The sequence below is a fragment of the Streptomyces gamaensis genome (assembly GCF_042656465.1).
Classification (GTDB): Bacteria; Actinomycetota; Actinomycetes; order Streptomycetales; family Streptomycetaceae; genus Streptomyces; species Streptomyces gamaensis.
The window spans coordinates 341,510-356,304 of sequence record NZ_JBHSPB010000002.1; the positions used below are offsets into that span (position 1 = coordinate 341,510).

Genomic DNA, 14,795 nt, shown 5'->3' on the forward strand with positions numbered 1-14,795 from the left:
GGGTGGGCGCATGACGGCGCCACGGACGACGACCCGGCCCGAGAAGGGCGCGACGGACGAAGCGGGCCGCCCCGGCGGGGCGGCCGCCGTGGTCATCGGGGGCGGCCTGGCCGGCGTCACGGCCGCGCTCGAACTCGCCGACGCCGGGCTGCGCGTCACCCTGATCGAGGGCCGGCCGCGCCTGGGCGGCCTCGCCTTCTCCTTCCGCCGGGGCGAGTTGACCATCGACAACGGCCAACACGTCTATCTGCGCTGCTGCACCGCCTACCGGTGGTTCCTCGACCGCGTCGACGCGGCCCGACTGGCCCCGCTGCAAAGGCGGTTGGACGTCCCCGTGCTGGACGTCGGCCACCCCTCCGGGCGGCCGCGGCTGGGCAGACTGCGGCGCACCGCGCTGCCCGTACCGCTGCACCTGGCGGCCAGCCTGGCCACCTACCCGCACCTGTCGGCGGCCGAGCGCGCCCGGGTCGGCCGCGCCGCGCTCGCCCTGCGCGGCCTGGACCCGGCCGACCCCGCCCTGGACGGCGTGGACTTCGCGACCTGGCTGCGCCGGCACGGCCAGTCGGCGCGCACCGTCGAGGCCCTGTGGGACCTCGTCGGTGTCGCCACCCTCAACGCCACCGCCGAGCAGGCCTCGCTGGGGCTGGCCGCCATGGTTTTCAAGACCGGGCTGCTCTCGGATCCCGGCGCCGCCGACATCGGCTGGGCCCGGGTCCCCCTCGGCGAACTGCACGACGTACGGGCCCGTACCGCCCTGGACACGGCGGGCGTGGCCACCGGGCTGCGCACCCGCGCCACCGCCCTCGCGCGCGGCACGGACGGCTCCTGGCAGGTGGCCGTCGAGTCCGCCACGGGCGGCGCGCGGAGTCTGCGCGCCGACGCCGTGGTGCTCGCCGTGCCCCAGCGCGAGACCCGCGCCCTGCTGCCCGACGGCGCGCTCGCCGACCCCGACCGGCTGCTCGACATCGGCACCGCGCCGATTCTCAACCTGCATGTCGTCTACGACCGCAAAGTGCTGCGGCAGCCGTTCTTCGCCGCGCTCGGCAGCCCGGTGCAGTGGGTCTTCGACCGCACGAGCTCCTCCGGCCTGGCCCGACTTGACGGAGTCGGGCAGTACCTGGCGGTCTCCCAGTCGGCCGCGCAGGAGGATATCGACCGCCCCGTCGCCGAGCTGCGCGCACGCTATCTGCCTGAGCTGGAACGGCTGTTGCCCGCCGCCCGCGGCGCCGGCGTACGGGACTTCTTCGTCACCCGGGAGCGGACAGCGACGTTCGCCCCCACCCCGGGCGTGGGCCGGCTGCGGCCGCACGCCCCGACGGACGCGCCCGGCCTCTACCTGGCCGGAGCGTGGACCGCCACCGGCTGGCCCGCGACCATGGAGGGCGCCGTGCGCAGCGGAGTCACCGCCGCCGAGGCGGCGCTCGGCGGGCTCGGCCGGCCCCGGCGCGCTCCGCACCCCGCCTTCGGCGGGCGGACCGCGGGGGAGGCGGCATGAACGAGGCGAGCCATCAGGGCGAGCGTTCCCCATCAGGGGCGCGTACGAGCACGACCACCAGAGGAGAAACCGTGACTTCGGCGATCCCAGCTGTCGACACCGCAGGCGTCAACGCCCTGCTGGAGCGCGGACGGACGCTTGCCACGCCGGTGCTGCGTGCTGCTGTGAACAGGCTCGCGGCACCCATGGACACCGTCGCCGCCTACCACTTCGGCTGGATCGACGCCGAGGGCCGGCCGGCGCACGGCGACGGCGGCAAGGCGGTACGGCCCGCACTGGCCCTGCTGTCGGCGGAGGCGGCCGGCGCCTCCCCCGAGACGGGAGTGCCGGGCGCGGTCGCCGTGGAGCTCGTGCACAACTTCTCACTGCTCCACGACGACCTCATGGATGGCGATGAACAGCGCCGGCACCGCGATACGGTGTGGAAGGTGCACGGACCGGCGCAGGCCATCCTCGTCGGCGACGCACTGTTCGCGCTCGCGAACGAGATTCTGCTGGAGCTCGGTACGGCCGAGGCCGGCCGAGCGACCCGCCGGCTGACCACGGCCACCCGGAAGCTGATCGACGGTCAGGCCCAGGACATCTCCTACGAACACCGGGAGCGGGTCACCGTGGAGGAGTGCCTGGAGATGGAGGGCAACAAGACGGGCGCCCTGCTCGCCTGCGCCTGCTCCATCGGCGCGGTCCTCGGCGGGGCCGACGACCGTACCGCCGACACCCTGGAGGCCTACGGCTACCACCTCGGCCTGGCCTTCCAGGCCGTGGACGATCTGCTCGGCATCTGGGGCGATCCCGAGGCCACCGGCAAGCAGACCTGGAGCGATCTGCGCCAGCGCAAGAAGTCGCTCCCGGTCGTGGCCGCCCTCGCGGCGGGCGGGCCCGCCTCCGAGCGGCTCGCCGGAATCCTCGCCGCGGACGCGAAACTGACCGATGCCCAGCTGGCCGACTTCGACGAGGAAGAATTCGCCAGCCGCGCGGCGTTGATCGAGGAGGCGGGGGGCCGGGAGTGGACCTCCCAGGAGGCCCGCCGCCAGCATGCCACCGCAATCGAGGCCCTGAGCCGGGTCGACATGCCCGCCGAGGTGCGGGCACAGCTCACCGCGCTCGCGGACTTCGTCGTCGTACGAAAGAGATGATTCCCATTCACACGTAGCAATCGCGGTCGCCGGCCGCCGCCCTGACGGGGCGTCGGCCGACGGAACCCCCAGTACGGCAGAGAACAGCGCTCACTGCAAAAAAGGGGAAACCATGACAGCGACGACCGACGGCACCGGAGCGACAGCGCTCCGGGCTGCCGCGGCCAGCGACAGCACCGTCGCGGCCCCCCGGCCGGCCGGGGAGCGGGCGCCCGAGGCGCTCGAAGCGGCGGTCGCACACCTTCTGTCCCGTCAGGACGAGCGGGGCTGGTGGAAGGGCGACCTGGAGACCAACGTCACCATGGACGCCGAGGACCTGCTGCTCCGTCAGTTCCTGGGCATCCAGGACGAGAAGACGACCCGGGCGACGGCCCGTTTCATCCGCTCCCAGCAGCGCGAGGACGGCACCTGGGCCACCTTCCGCGGCGGACCCGGCGAACTCTCCACCACCATCGAGGCCTACGTCGCGCTCCGGCTCGCCGGGGACGCGCCCGAGGACGCCCACATGGCCGCCGCCTCCGCGTGGATCCGCGGCAAGGGCGGCATCGCCGCCTCCCGGGTCTTCACCCGGATCTGGCTGGCCCTCTTCGGCTGGTGGCGGTGGGAGGACCTGCCCGAACTCCCGCCGGAAATCATGTACTTGCCGAAGTGGTTCCCGCTGAACCTCTACGACTTCGGCCAGTGGGCCCGGCAGACCATCGTCCCCCTCACCGTCGTCGCGGCGAAGCGGCCCGTGCGCCCCGCCCCGTTCGGCCTGGAGGAACTGCACACCGACCCGCGGCGGCCCGATCCGCCGCGCCCGCTCGCCCCGGTGACCACCTGGGACGGCCTCTTCCAGCGCCTGGACAAGGCACTGCACCAGTACCGCAGGTTCCCCCTCGGCGGCCCGCTGCGGCGCGCGGCCCTGGGCGCCGCGGCCCGCTGGATCATCGAGCGGCAGGAGAACGACGGCTGCTGGGGCGGCATCCAGCCGCCGGCCGTCTACTCGGTCATCGCCCTGCACCTGCTCGGCTACGACCTCGAACACCCCGTGCTGCGCGAGGGGTTGAAGTCGCTGGACCGGTTCGCCGTCTGGCACGAGAGCCCCGACGGCCCGGTACGGATGATCGAGGCGTGCCAGTCCCCGGTCTGGGACACCTGCCTGGCCACCGTCGCGCTCGCCGACGCGGGCCTGCCCGCCGACCACCCGGCCCTGGTCAAGGCCGCCGACTGGATGCTCGACGAGCAGATCACCCGCACCGGCGACTGGGCCGTGCGCCGGCCCGGACTCACCCCGGGCGGCTGGGCGTTCGAGTTCCACAACGACAACTACCCCGACATCGACGACACCGCCGAGGTCGTCCTGGCGCTCCAGCGGGTCCGCCACCCCGAGCCCGCGCGACTGAACGCCGCCGTCGAGCGGGCCGTGCGGTGGAACCTGGGCATGCAGTCCCGCAACGGGGCGTGGGCCGCCTTCGACGCCGACAACACCAGCCCCTTCCCCAACAAGCTGCCCTTCTGCGACTTCGGTGAGGTCATCGACCCGCCGTCCGCCGACGTCACCGCGCACGTCGTCGAGATGGCCGCGGCCGCCGGCCGGGCCCACGACCCGCGCGTCCGGCGCGGCGTCCAGTGGCTGCTCGCCGAACAGGAGAGCAACGGAGGCTGGTTCGGACGCTGGGGCGTCAACTACGTCTACGGCACCGGGTCGGTGGTCCCCGCCCTCGTCGCCACCGGCATCCCCGCCTCGCACCCCGCGATCCGCCGGGCCGTGGCCTGGCTGGAGAGCGTGCAGAACGAGGACGGCGGCTGGGGCGAGGACCTGCGCTCCTACAAGGACGACCAGTGGATCGGGCGCGGCAACTCCACCGCCTCGCAGACCGCCTGGGCCCTGATGGCACTGCTGTCCGCGGGGGAGCGGCACAGCAAGGCCGTCGAGCGCGGCGTGGCCTATCTGGTCGACACCCAGCGCGAGGACGGTTCCTGGGACGAGCCGTACTTCACGGGTACGGGCTTCCCCTGGGACTTCTCCATCAACTACCACCTCTACCGGCAGGTCTTCCCGGTCACGGCCCTGGGCCGCTATGTGCACGGAGAGCCCTTCGCCCCCGGCCGCCTGGAGGGCTGATGACCACCGGCACGGGCACCCCGGTCCCCGCACCGCTGCTGATCGCCTGCGCGCTCGGCATCGAGCACCTCGCCCTGCGCGGCGGCGGTCCCGGCGGTGCGGCCGGGCCCGTGACGGTACTGCGCACGGGCATGGGCCCGCAGGCCGCGGAAGCGGCCGTCACCCGCGCCCTGGGCGAGGGCGCGATGGGCGAGGCCGCCGTGATCGCCACCGGTTTCTGCGCCGGCCTGGCCCCGGGGATGCACCCCGGGGACCTGGTCGTCGCGGACGCGACCCGCGACGCCGCGGGCCGCACCGAGTGCAGCGGCATCGAACTCCTCGCCAAGGAGCTGGCCCGGGCCGTGCCCCGGCGGGTCATCCACATCGGGACCCTGGTCGGCTCCGACCACGTCGTACGCGGCGCGGAGCGCGCCGCCCTGCACGCCGAGGGCGCACTCGCGGTGGACATGGAATCCGCGGCCACGCTCCGAAGCGCCGTCCGGGCGGGGCCGCGCCCGGTTGCGGCCGTCCGGGTGGTCGTGGACGCTCCGGAACATGAACTCGTCCGAATCGGGACGTTGCGCGGTGGAATATCTGCCTTCCGAGTACTGCGCACGGTCCTTCCGGCTTTTATCGAATGGCACCGATCTTTACTGCTCCCCAGGAGGTGAGCCAGATGGCCATGCCGCTCCGTCAGACCGTCCGGGTCGGGACGTATCTTCTTGAACAAAAGCTGCGCAAGCGCGAGAAGTTCCCGCTCATCGTCGAGCTCGAACCGCTTTTCGCGTGCAATCTCAAGTGCGAGGGCTGCGGCAAGATCCAGCACCCGGCCGGGGTGCTCAAACAGCGCATGCCCGTTGCCCAGGCCGTCGGCGCGGTACTGGAGTCCGGCGCGCCGATGGTCTCCATCGCCGGCGGCGAACCGTTGATGCACCCGCAGATCGACGAGATCGTGCGGCAGTTGGTGGCGAAGCGGAAGTACATCTTCCTGTGCACGAACGCCATGCTGTTGCGCAAGAAGATGCACAAGTTCACGCCTTCTCCCTACTTCGCGTTCGCGGTGCACATCGACGGGCTGCGCGAGCGGCACGACGAGTCCGTCGCGAAGGAGGGCGTCTTCGACGAGGCGGTGGCGGCGATCAGGGAGGCCAAGCGGCGCGGCTTCCGGGTCACCACCAACTCCACCTTCTTCAACACCGACACCCCCCAGACCATCGTCGAGGTGCTCGACTTCCTCAACGACGACCTGAAGGTGGACGAGATGATGATCTCGCCCGCCTACGCCTACGAGAAGGCCCCCGACCAGGACCACTTCCTGGGCGTCGAGCAGACCCGCGAGCTGTTCAAGAAGGCGTTCTCCGGCGGCAACCGGCGGCGCTGGCGGCTCAACCACAGCCCGCTCTTCCTGGACTTCCTCGAAGGCAAGGTCGACTTCCCCTGCACGGCCTGGGCCATCCCCAACTACTCGCTCTTCGGCTGGCAGCGCCCCTGCTACCTGATGAGCGACGGATACGTGCCCACCTACCGGCAGTTGATCGAGGAGACCGACTGGGACAAGTACGGGCGCGGCAAGGACCCGCGCTGCGACAACTGCATGGCGCACTGCGGCTACGAGCCCACGGCCGTGCTGGCCACCATGGGTTCGCTCAAGGAGTCGATCCGCGCGGCGCGCGAGAGCGTCGCCGGGAACCGGGACTGACCGCCATGGACTCCGTGGGGCCGGTGTCCCTCGGGCTCCCCGGCGTACCGGTCCGGCCGCTCGCGACGCGCCGCCCCTCGCGGCGCATCCAGGTCGGGCCGGTCCCGGTGGGCGGGGGCGCCCCGGTGTCGGTGCAGTCGATGACCACTACCGTGACGGCGGACGTCGGCGCGACGCTGCGGCAGATCGCCGAACTGACGGCGTCCGGCTGCCAGATCGTGCGCGTGGCCTGCCCGTCGCAGGACGACGCGGACGCGCTGCCGGTCATCGCGAGGAAGTCGCAGATCCCGGTGATCGCGGACATCCACTTCCAGCCGAAGTACGTCTTCGCGGCGATCGACGCGGGCTGCGCCGCGGTGCGGGTCAACCCGGGCAACATCCGGCAGTTCGACGACAAGGTCAAGGAGATCGCGAGGGCGGCCTCCGACGCGGGGATCCCGATCCGTATCGGTGTCAACGCCGGTTCGCTGGACAGGCGGCTGCTGCAGAAGTACGGCAAGGCCACCCCCGAGGCGCTGGTGGAGTCCGCGCTGTGGGAGGCATCGCTGTTCGAGGAGCACGGCTTCCGCGACATCAAGATCTCGGTCAAGCACAACGACCCGGTCGTGATGGTCAACGCCTACCGGCAGCTGGCCGCCCGGTGCGACTACCCGCTGCACCTGGGCGTCACCGAGGCCGGACCCGCCTTCCAGGGGACGGTCAAGTCCGCCGTGGCTTTCGGGGCGTTGCTCTCCGAGGGCATCGGCGACACCATCCGCGTCTCCCTCTCCGCCCCGCCGGCCGAGGAGATCAAGGTCGGCACCCAGATCCTTCAGGCGCTGGGGCTGCGCGAGCGGCGGCTGGAGATCGTCTCGTGTCCGTCCTGCGGCCGTGCCCAGGTGGACGTCTACCAGCTCGCCGACCGGGTGACCGCCGGTCTGGAGGGCATGCGGGTCCCGCTGCGCGTCGCCGTCATGGGCTGTGTCGTCAACGGCCCCGGCGAGGCCCGCGAGGCCGACCTCGGGGTGGCCTCCGGCAACGGCAAGGGTCAGATCTTCGTCAAGGGCGAGGTCATCAAGACCGTCCCCGAGTCGAAGATCGTGGAGACCCTCATCGAGGAAGCACACAAGCTCGCCGACCGGCAGGCCGCCGACGGGGTCCCCTCCGGGACACCCGACGTGACGGTCGCCTAGGCAGGCGCTCACACAGCAAGGCCCGGCGGCCGCCCGGCCCGGGCCGAGAAGACGAGGAGGGGGCCGGCGTGTCGTTGCTGGAGAACATCCGTGGTCCACGCGACCTCAAGGCGCTGGACGGAGAGGAACTCATCGAACTGGCCGAGGAGATCCGCCACTTCCTGGTGCACGCGGTGGCCAGGACCGGCGGCCACCTCGGGCCCAACCTCGGTGTGGTGGAGCTGACCATCGCCCTGCACCGTGCCTTCGACTCACCGGCCGACCGCATCCTGTGGGACACCGGCCACCAGTCGTACGTGCACAAACTGCTCACCGGACGGCAGGACTTCTCCAAGCTGCGCGGCAAGGGCGGCCTGTCCGGCTACCCCTCGCGCGAGGAGTCCGAGCACGACGTCATCGAGAACAGCCACGCCTCCACGGTCCTGGGCTGGGCCGACGGCCTGGCCAAGGCCAACCAGGTCAAGGGCCGCTGGAACCGGCACGTCGTCGCCGTCATCGGCGACGGCGCCCTCACCGGCGGCATGGCCTGGGAGGCGCTGAACAACATCGCGGCGGCCAAGGACCGGCCGTTGATCATCGTCGTCAACGACAATGAGCGCTCCTACGCGCCCACCATCGGCGGCCTCGCCGACCACCTGGCCACGCTGCGCACCACCGACGGCTACGAGCGCTTCCTGTCCTGGGGCAAGGACGCCGTCCAGCGCGTCCCGGTCCTCGGCAAGCCGTTGTACGAGTCGCTGCACGGCGCGAAGAAGGGCTTCAAGGACGCGTTCGCCCCGCAGGGCATGTTCGAGGACCTGGGCCTGAAGTACGTCGGCCCGATAGACGGTCACGACATCGCCGCCGTGGAGTCGGCGCTGCGCCGCGCCAAGCGCTTCCACGGGCCCGTACTCGTGCACTGCCGCACCGAGAAGGGCCGCGGCTACCAGCCCGCCCTGGAGGACGAGGCGGACCGTTTCCACACCGTCGGGGTGATGAACCCGCTGACCTGCCAGCCGCTCACCCCGTCCGCCGGCCAGTCGTGGACCTCCGTCTTCGGCGACGAGATGCTGCGGATCGGCGCGGAACGCCCCGACGTTGTGGCGATCACGGCGGCGATGCTGCACCCCGTGGGCCTGACGAAGTTCGCCGAGGCGTACCCGGACCGGGTCTGGGACGTGGGCATCGCCGAGCAGCACGGCGCGGTCTCGGCGGCCGGCCTGGCCACCGGCGGACTGCATCCGGTCTTCGCCGTCTACGCGACCTTCCTCAACCGGGCCTTCGACCAGGTCCTCATGGACGTCGCCCTGCACAAGTGCGGCGTGACCTTCGTCCTGGACCGGGCCGGGGTCACCGGCACCGACGGTCCCTCCCACAACGGCATGTGGGACATGTCGGTCCTCCAGGTCGTGCCCGGACTGCGGATCGCCGCCCCGCGCGACGCCGACCAGCTGCGGGCGCAGCTGCGCGAGGCGGTCGGGGTCGACAACGCCCCGACCGTCGTCCGCTTCCCGAAGGAGACGGTGGGCGCGACGATCCCGTCGCTGGGGCGCGTCGGCGGCATGGACGTCATCGCCCGCCCTGACGGGGGAGCGGAGGGCGACGTGCTGCTGGTCGCCGTCGGCGCCATGGCCGGGGTGTGCCTGGCGGCCGCCGAGCTGCTGGCCGCGCGGGGCACCACGTGCACGGTCGTCGACCCGCGCTGGGTCAAGCCCGTGGACCCGGCGCTGCCGGGCCTCGCCGCGCAGCACCGGCTGGTGGCCGTGGTCGAGGACAACAGCCGTACCGGCGGCGTCGGCTGGGCGGTCGCGCAGGCGCTGCGCGACGCCGAGACCGATGTGCCGGTACGGACCTTCGGCATCCCCGAGCAGTTCCTCGCGCACGCCAAGCGCGGCGAGGTGCTCGCGGACCTGGGGCTGACCCCGGCCGAGATCGCGGGCGGCATCAGCGCCGCCCTGACCCGCAAGGAGGCGGCGCGGACCCCGGCGCGCGAGAAGCCGGTGGTGGCCGCCGCCCGTAAGGAGAACGACGCATGAGCGCGGACCCCACGCCGGCCGCACCGACCACGCCCGCGGCGCCGGGCAAGGGCTTCGACCTCGCCCGGCTCCTCGCGGAGCGCGGCGCCGAGCGCTACGAGCTGCACGCCAGGCACCTGAACCACCAACTGCCGCGCATGCTGCACACGATCGGCTTCGACAAGGTCTACGAGCGGGCCGAGGGGGCGTACTTCTTCGACGCCGACGGGCAGGACTACCTCGACATGCTCGCGGGCTTCGGGGTGATGGGCCTCGGCCGCCACCACCCGGTGGTGCGCCAGGCGCTGCACGACGTCCTCGACGCCTCGCTCGCCGACCTCACCCGCTTCGACTGCCAGCCGCTGCCGGGGCTGCTCGCCGAGAAACTGCTGTCGTACGCGCCGCACCTGGACCGGGTGTTCTTCGGCAACAGCGGCACGGAAGCGGTGGAGACGGCGCTGAAGTTCGCCCGCTACGCGACCGGCAGACCGCGCGTCCTGTACTGCGCGCACGCCTTCCACGGGCTGACCACCGGCTCGCTGTCGGTCAACGGCGAGGACGGCTTCCGTGACGGCTTCGCCCCGCTGCTGCCGGACACGGCGGTGCCGATGGGCGATCTGGCCGCGCTGGAGCGGGAGCTGAAGCGCGGCGACGTGGCCGGTTTCGTCGTCGAGCCGATCCAGGGCAAGGGCGTGCACGAGGCGCCGCCGGGCTTCCTGCGGGCCGCGCAGGAACTCCTGCACCGGCACAAGGCGCTGCTGATCGCCGACGAGGTGCAGACCGGCATCGGGCGCACCGGGGACTTCTTCGCCTACCAGCACGAGAGCGGCGTGGAGCCGGACCTGGTGTGCGTGGCCAAGGCGCTCTCCGGCGGCTATGTGCCCGTCGGCGCGACCCTCGGCAAGGACTGGATCTTCAAGAAGGTCTACTCGTCGATGGACCGGGTGCTGGTGCACTCGGCGAGCTTCGGCTCCAACGCCCAGGCGATGGCGGCCGGTCTCGCGGTGCTGTCGGTGCTGGAGGACGAGCACGTGGTGGCCAACGCGCGGGCCACCGGTGAGCTGCTGAAGTCCCGGCTCGCCGCGCTCGTCGGCGAGTACGAGCTGCTGCACGAGGTGCGCGGCCGGGGCCTGATGATCGGCATCGAGTTCGGCAAGCCCAAGTCGCTGGGCCTGCGCAGCCGTTGGGCGATGCTGCAGGCGGCCCGCAAGGGCCTGTTCGCGCAGATGGTCGTGGTGCCGCTGCTGCAGCGGCACCGCATCCTCACCCAGGTCTCCGGCGACCACCTGGAGGTCATCAAGCTGATCCCGCCGCTGACCATCGGCGAGCGGGAGGTGGACCGGTTCGTCGAGGCCTTCACCGCGGTGATGGACGACGCCCACGGGGGCGGCGGGCTCATGTGGGACTTCGGCCGCACCCTCGTCAAGCAGGCCGTCGCGGGCCGCTGACGCGCGGGGAACGGGGACCGGTGCGCGCCCGGTCCCCGCGACCCGGCCGTCACCCTGCGGCCGTTCCCCTTACGGCCGTTCAGTCGGCGAGCAGCCGCTCCCGCAGCCTCTCGCGGGTGAGCGGTGCCAGGCCGAGGCCCTCGCCGAGATAGCGCTCCTGCGTGCCCCACCGTTCCTCGATCGCCGCGAACGCGGCCGCGAGGTACTCGGCACGGGCCTCGAACAGCGGTGAGAGCAGCTCGGCCGCCTCCTGGGCGTCCGCCTCGGTGACCCCCTCGGGGCGGCGCACCGGATAGCGGCGGTGCGGGGCGTTGGACTTCAGGTAGTCGGCCTCGACGGCCTCGCGGTCCACCCCGAGCGCGAGCAGGGTCACCGCGATGGACAGGCCCGCCCGGTCCTTGCCGGCCGCGCAGTGCATGAGCGCGGGCACGCTGTCCTCGGCCAGGCTGTGCAGGATCCGGCTGTGCTCGGCGGTGCGGGTCGTGATGATCTGCCGGTAGGAGAGCGCCATGCGCTCCGCCGCCCGGCCCCCGTCCAGGGCGGAGCGCAGCTGGCGGAGCCCGCCCTCGCGGACCATCTGCCAGAACTCGGTGCCGTCGGCCGGGTCCGACAGCGGGATGTTGACGTTGCGCACCCCGGCGAGCGTGACGTCCGGGCCCTCCAGCGCGATGTCCGCCGCGTTGCGGAAGTCGAAGACCGTGTGCAGCCCGAGGGAGGACAGGAACGTCGCGTCCTCCTCGGTCGCGTGGGCCAGATGACCGCTGCGGAAGAGCACGCCGGGCCGTACGCGCCGCCCGTCCGCGGCCGGCAGGCCCCCCAGGTCGCGGAAGTTGCGCACCCCCGCCAGCTCGGGCTCGGTGGACGGCACATGCGGCGTCTGCGTCACGGGCGCTCCCCTGTCTCGGCCGTCGACGCTGCTCGTCGACGGGGCGGCCGAACGAGCCTACGACACGGCGCGCGGCCCGTGCGCCCCGCGCCGCCCGGCGCGCGGAGCCGGGTATTCCGGCATTTTCCGGTATCGCGGAATTTCCGGGGTGGGATACATCACGGCACGTCAACCCCTGGTTACGGTGGCGTAGGTCACGTGCCGGAGGGAAAGATGTGCTGCCGTGGCAGACGATTCGCATTCCTTCAGCAAGAACACGATCGGGTCGTACGCAGCCGTGGGGGACAGCTTCACGGAGGGCGTCGGCGACCCGGGGCCCGACGGGACGTTCCTCGGCTGGGCCGACCGGCTGGCCGTCCTGCTGGCCGACCAGCTCGAAGAGCACACCTTCCGGTACGCGAACCTCGCCGTCCGCGGCCGGCTCCTGGACCAGATCGTCGACGAGCAGGTGCCCCGGGCCAAGGAACTCGGCCCGGACCTGGTGACGTTCTGCGCGGGCGGCAACGACATCCTGCGCCCGGGCAGCGACCCCGACGCCGTGGCCGAGCGCTACGAGAGAGCCGTCACCGAGCTCGCCTCCTCGGTGGGCACGGTGCTGCTGTGCACCGGCTTCGACACCCGCGGCGTGCCGGTCCTGCGCCATCTGCGCGGCAAGATCGCGACCTACACCGCGCACGTGCGGGCCATCGCGGACCGGCACGGCTGCCCGGTCCTCGACCTGTGGTCGCTGCGCTCGGTGCAGGACCGCCGGGCCTGGAGCGAGGACCGGCTGCACCTGTCGGCCGACGGGCACACCCGCGTCGCGCTGCGCGCCGCGCAGGTGCTGGGCCTCGACGTCCCCGCCGACCCCGACCAGCCGTGGCCGGCGGAGGAGCAGCGCACGCCCGCCGAGGTGCGGCGCGACAACATCCACTGGGCCCGCGAGCACCTGGTGCCGTGGATCGGCCGCCGGCTGCGCGGCGAGTCCTCGGGCGACCATGTCGAGCCCAAGCGGCCGGACTTGCTGCCGCTGTAGCACCTCGCAGCACCACGACAGGACGGCCTGCCGCGCCCGTACGGGCCGGGGTCCCGCGCCCGGCGCCGGACCCCGGCCCGTACCGCGACAGCCGCCGGTCCGGTGGTTCTCCTCAGTGCGCGGGCCGCCCGTGGGGGAGTTCCGCCCACACTACGCGGCCCCGGCCGCCGGTGTCCGGCCGTACGCCCCACGCCCGGGAGAGCACGCCCACCAGCAGCAGACCGCGGCCGCTCTCCTCGTCCGCGCCGCTGCGGCGCGCCCGGGGCTCGGTGGGGGCGTGCCCCTCGTCGGCCACCTCTATGCGCACGTGTGCCTCGTCGACCCGCAGTTGGCAGCTCACCCGCTCGCTGTCGGTGTGCCGCACCGCGTTGGTGAACAGCTCCGACACCACCAACCGGGCGTCGTCGCAGGCCACTTCGTCGACACCCCACTCGCGCAGCTGCGCCAGCACACGGCTGCGCGCCTGGGCCACCGAGGTGTTGAGGGCGGGGAACTGGAAGAAGCCGGAGGCGTCCTCACGACGCGCGGCCAGGGGACTGCCGCAGCGTCCGAGCGAAGGTGCGTCATGGGAGGGGACCACTCCGTAACTATGTGCGATGTGACTCAGGTGTGGCAAGGTTCAATCTGTAAATTGCAGAATCGCCGGTGCAGTCTGTTGGCCTCAGGGGGTACATGACAGACTGCGGACGCAACGACGGCAGTTGGAGGGGAGGACACGTGGCGGACGCACGGCCGGCGGGCTCCGCGACCGTCCTGCGGGTCGTCCTCGGCAAGCGGCTCCAGGTCCTCAGGGAGAAGGCCGGACTGACCTACGAGGACGCCGGACGCGCCCTCGACGTCACCCACGCCACCGTCCGCAGAATGGAGAAAGCCGAGGTCGGCCTCAAACTCCCCTACGTGGAAAAGCTGCTGGGCTGCTACGGCGTCGACGACCCCGCCGAGATCGAGGGCTTCCTCGCCCTCGCCCGCGAGGCCAACCGCCCCGGCTGGTGGCACCGCTTCCGCGACGTCCTGCCCGACTGGTTCAGCGCGTTCGTCAGCCTGGAACAGGAAGCCAACCTCATCCGCGCCTACGAGCCGCACTACGTCCCCGGACTGCTGCAGACCGAGGACTACGCGCGTGCCGTGCTCCGCGCCGGAATGCCGCACGCCCGCCCCGCCGGCATCGACCGCGCCGTCGCCGTCCGCCGCGAGCGCCAGGCCCTGCTCACCAGGGACAGCCCGCCGCTGCTGTGGGTGGTCATGGACGAGACCGTGCTGCGCCGCCCCATCGGCGGTCCGGAGATCATGCGCGCCCAGATCTCCCGCCTCATGGACGCGACCGCCCTGCCCCACGTCAAGCTGCAGATCATGCCGTTCGCCGCCGGACCGCACCCGGCGATGTACGGCCCCTTCCACATCTTCCGGTTCCCCCAGGCGGAGCTCCCGGACATCGCCTACGCGGAAAACCTCGTCGGAGCCTCGTACTTCGACCAGCGCGACGACGTCTCGGCCTTCCTGGAGGCACTGGACCGGATGTGCGCGCAGGCCCCGCCCGCACACACCACCGAGGCCCTCCTGGGCGGCCTTCGTAAGGAGATCTGAACCACATGGACCCGGCCCGCATCTACAACGGCATGCCCGCCGGCGAGCTCGGCACCGAGGGCTGGCGCAAGCCGTGGAGCGGCGGCAACGGCGGCAGCTGCGTGGAGGTCATGCGGCTGCGCGACGGCCGCGTCGCCGTACGCCAGTCCACCGACCCCGAGGGGCCGGCCCTGATCTACACGCACCACGAGATCGAGAGCTTCATCCGCGGCGCGAAGGCCGGCCAGGCCGACTTCCTGCTCGCGGGGACCTGTACCGGCTGCGAGTGAAGGAGAGCACG

General features: G+C 72.3%; 13 protein-coding genes. 11 read left to right on the forward strand and 2 right to left on the reverse strand.

Features of this window, described 5'->3' with window-relative positions; genetic code table 11:
- Window positions 1-10 precede the first annotated feature (10 nt).
- From hpnE to ACFP1Z_RS04180, 8 genes are all read left to right on the forward strand, one after another.
- The gene (gene hpnE / locus ACFP1Z_RS04145; protein WP_390314462.1) at window positions 11-1,495 is read left to right on the forward strand and encodes a hydroxysqualene dehydroxylase HpnE; all 1,485 of its coding nucleotides are present in this window, start codon (window positions 11-13) and stop codon (window positions 1,493-1,495) included.
- Window positions 1,492-2,631, forward strand: a complete 1,140-nt coding sequence (locus ACFP1Z_RS04150) for a polyprenyl synthetase family protein (protein ID WP_390314463.1) — start codon at window positions 1,492-1,494, stop codon at window positions 2,629-2,631. Before hpnE ends, ACFP1Z_RS04150 begins: the two co-directional genes overlap by 4 nt.
- Before the next feature lie 112 nt (window positions 2,632-2,743).
- A complete protein-coding gene (shc, locus tag ACFP1Z_RS04155) occupies window positions 2,744-4,738 on the forward strand; it encodes a squalene--hopene cyclase (protein ID WP_390314464.1) in 1,995 nt (664 codons plus the stop codon).
- Window positions 4,738-5,388, forward strand: a complete 651-nt coding sequence (locus ACFP1Z_RS04160; protein ID WP_390314465.1) for a phosphorylase family protein — start codon at window positions 4,738-4,740, stop codon at window positions 5,386-5,388. Before shc ends, ACFP1Z_RS04160 begins: the two co-directional genes overlap by 1 nt.
- Before the next feature lie 5 nt (window positions 5,389-5,393).
- Complete coding sequence (hpnH, locus tag ACFP1Z_RS04165) at window positions 5,394-6,416, forward strand: adenosyl-hopene transferase HpnH (protein ID WP_390314466.1); 1,023 nt, start codon at window positions 5,394-5,396, stop codon at window positions 6,414-6,416.
- A gap of 14 nt (window positions 6,417-6,430) precedes the next feature.
- Window positions 6,431-7,588, forward strand: a complete 1,158-nt coding sequence (ispG, locus tag ACFP1Z_RS04170) for a flavodoxin-dependent (E)-4-hydroxy-3-methylbut-2-enyl-diphosphate synthase (RefSeq protein ID WP_390314629.1) — start codon at window positions 6,431-6,433, stop codon at window positions 7,586-7,588.
- 68 nt (window positions 7,589-7,656) lie between these two features.
- On the forward strand, window positions 7,657-9,603 hold the full coding sequence (dxs, locus tag ACFP1Z_RS04175; RefSeq protein ID WP_390314467.1) for a 1-deoxy-D-xylulose-5-phosphate synthase: 1,947 nt from the start codon (window positions 7,657-7,659) through the stop codon (window positions 9,601-9,603).
- Window positions 9,600-11,030 carry an aspartate aminotransferase family protein gene (locus ACFP1Z_RS04180; RefSeq protein ID WP_390314468.1) on the forward strand — a complete coding sequence of 477 codons (1,431 nt, stop codon included), beginning with the start codon at window positions 9,600-9,602 and terminating at the stop codon, window positions 11,028-11,030. Before dxs ends, ACFP1Z_RS04180 begins: the two co-directional genes overlap by 4 nt.
- Before the next feature lie 79 nt (window positions 11,031-11,109).
- Here the strand turns inward: ACFP1Z_RS04180 and ACFP1Z_RS04185 are convergent, their stop codons facing one another.
- Window positions 11,110-11,916 carry a tyrosine-protein phosphatase gene (locus tag ACFP1Z_RS04185; RefSeq protein ID WP_390314470.1) on the reverse strand — a complete coding sequence of 269 codons (807 nt, stop codon included), beginning with the start codon at window positions 11,914-11,916 and terminating at the stop codon, window positions 11,110-11,112.
- 223 nt (window positions 11,917-12,139) lie between these two features.
- Here ACFP1Z_RS04185 and ACFP1Z_RS04190 point away from each other — a divergent pair, with 223 nt between their 5' ends.
- A complete protein-coding gene (locus tag ACFP1Z_RS04190) occupies window positions 12,140-12,931 on the forward strand; it encodes an SGNH/GDSL hydrolase family protein (RefSeq protein ID WP_390314471.1) in 792 nt (263 codons plus the stop codon).
- 112 nt (window positions 12,932-13,043) lie between these two features.
- Here ACFP1Z_RS04190 and ACFP1Z_RS04195 read toward each other — a convergent pair whose 3' ends face one another.
- On the reverse strand, window positions 13,044-13,511 hold the full coding sequence (locus tag ACFP1Z_RS04195) for an ATP-binding protein (RefSeq protein ID WP_390314472.1): 468 nt from the start codon (window positions 13,509-13,511) through the stop codon (window positions 13,044-13,046).
- Window positions 13,512-13,648: 137 nt separating this feature from the next.
- On the opposite strand from ACFP1Z_RS04195, the gene ACFP1Z_RS04200 reads away from it, so the two are divergent.
- A complete protein-coding gene (locus tag ACFP1Z_RS04200; protein WP_390314473.1) occupies window positions 13,649-14,515 on the forward strand; it encodes a helix-turn-helix domain-containing protein in 867 nt (288 codons plus the stop codon).
- A 5-nt stretch (window positions 14,516-14,520) separates the two neighbouring features.
- Complete coding sequence (locus tag ACFP1Z_RS04205) at window positions 14,521-14,784, forward strand: DUF397 domain-containing protein (RefSeq protein WP_390314474.1); 264 nt, start codon at window positions 14,521-14,523, stop codon at window positions 14,782-14,784.
- Window positions 14,785-14,795 lie beyond the last annotated feature (11 nt).

Coding starts and splice junctions, on each gene's coding strand:
- hpnE (WP_390314462.1), top strand. CDS start 11: ATGACGGCGCCACGGACGACGACCCGGCCCGAGAAGGGCGCGACGGAC.
- ACFP1Z_RS04150 (WP_390314463.1), top strand. CDS start 1,492: ATGAACGAGGCGAGCCATCAGGGCGAGCGTTCCCCATCAGGGGCGCGT.
- shc (WP_390314464.1), top strand. CDS start 2,744: ATGACAGCGACGACCGACGGCACCGGAGCGACAGCGCTCCGGGCTGCC.
- ACFP1Z_RS04160 (WP_390314465.1), top strand. CDS start 4,738: ATGACCACCGGCACGGGCACCCCGGTCCCCGCACCGCTGCTGATCGCC.
- hpnH (WP_390314466.1), top strand. CDS start 5,394: ATGGCCATGCCGCTCCGTCAGACCGTCCGGGTCGGGACGTATCTTCTT.
- ACFP1Z_RS04180 (WP_390314468.1), top strand. CDS start 9,600: ATGAGCGCGGACCCCACGCCGGCCGCACCGACCACGCCCGCGGCGCCG.
- ACFP1Z_RS04205 (WP_390314474.1), top strand. CDS start 14,521: ATGGACCCGGCCCGCATCTACAACGGCATGCCCGCCGGCGAGCTCGGC.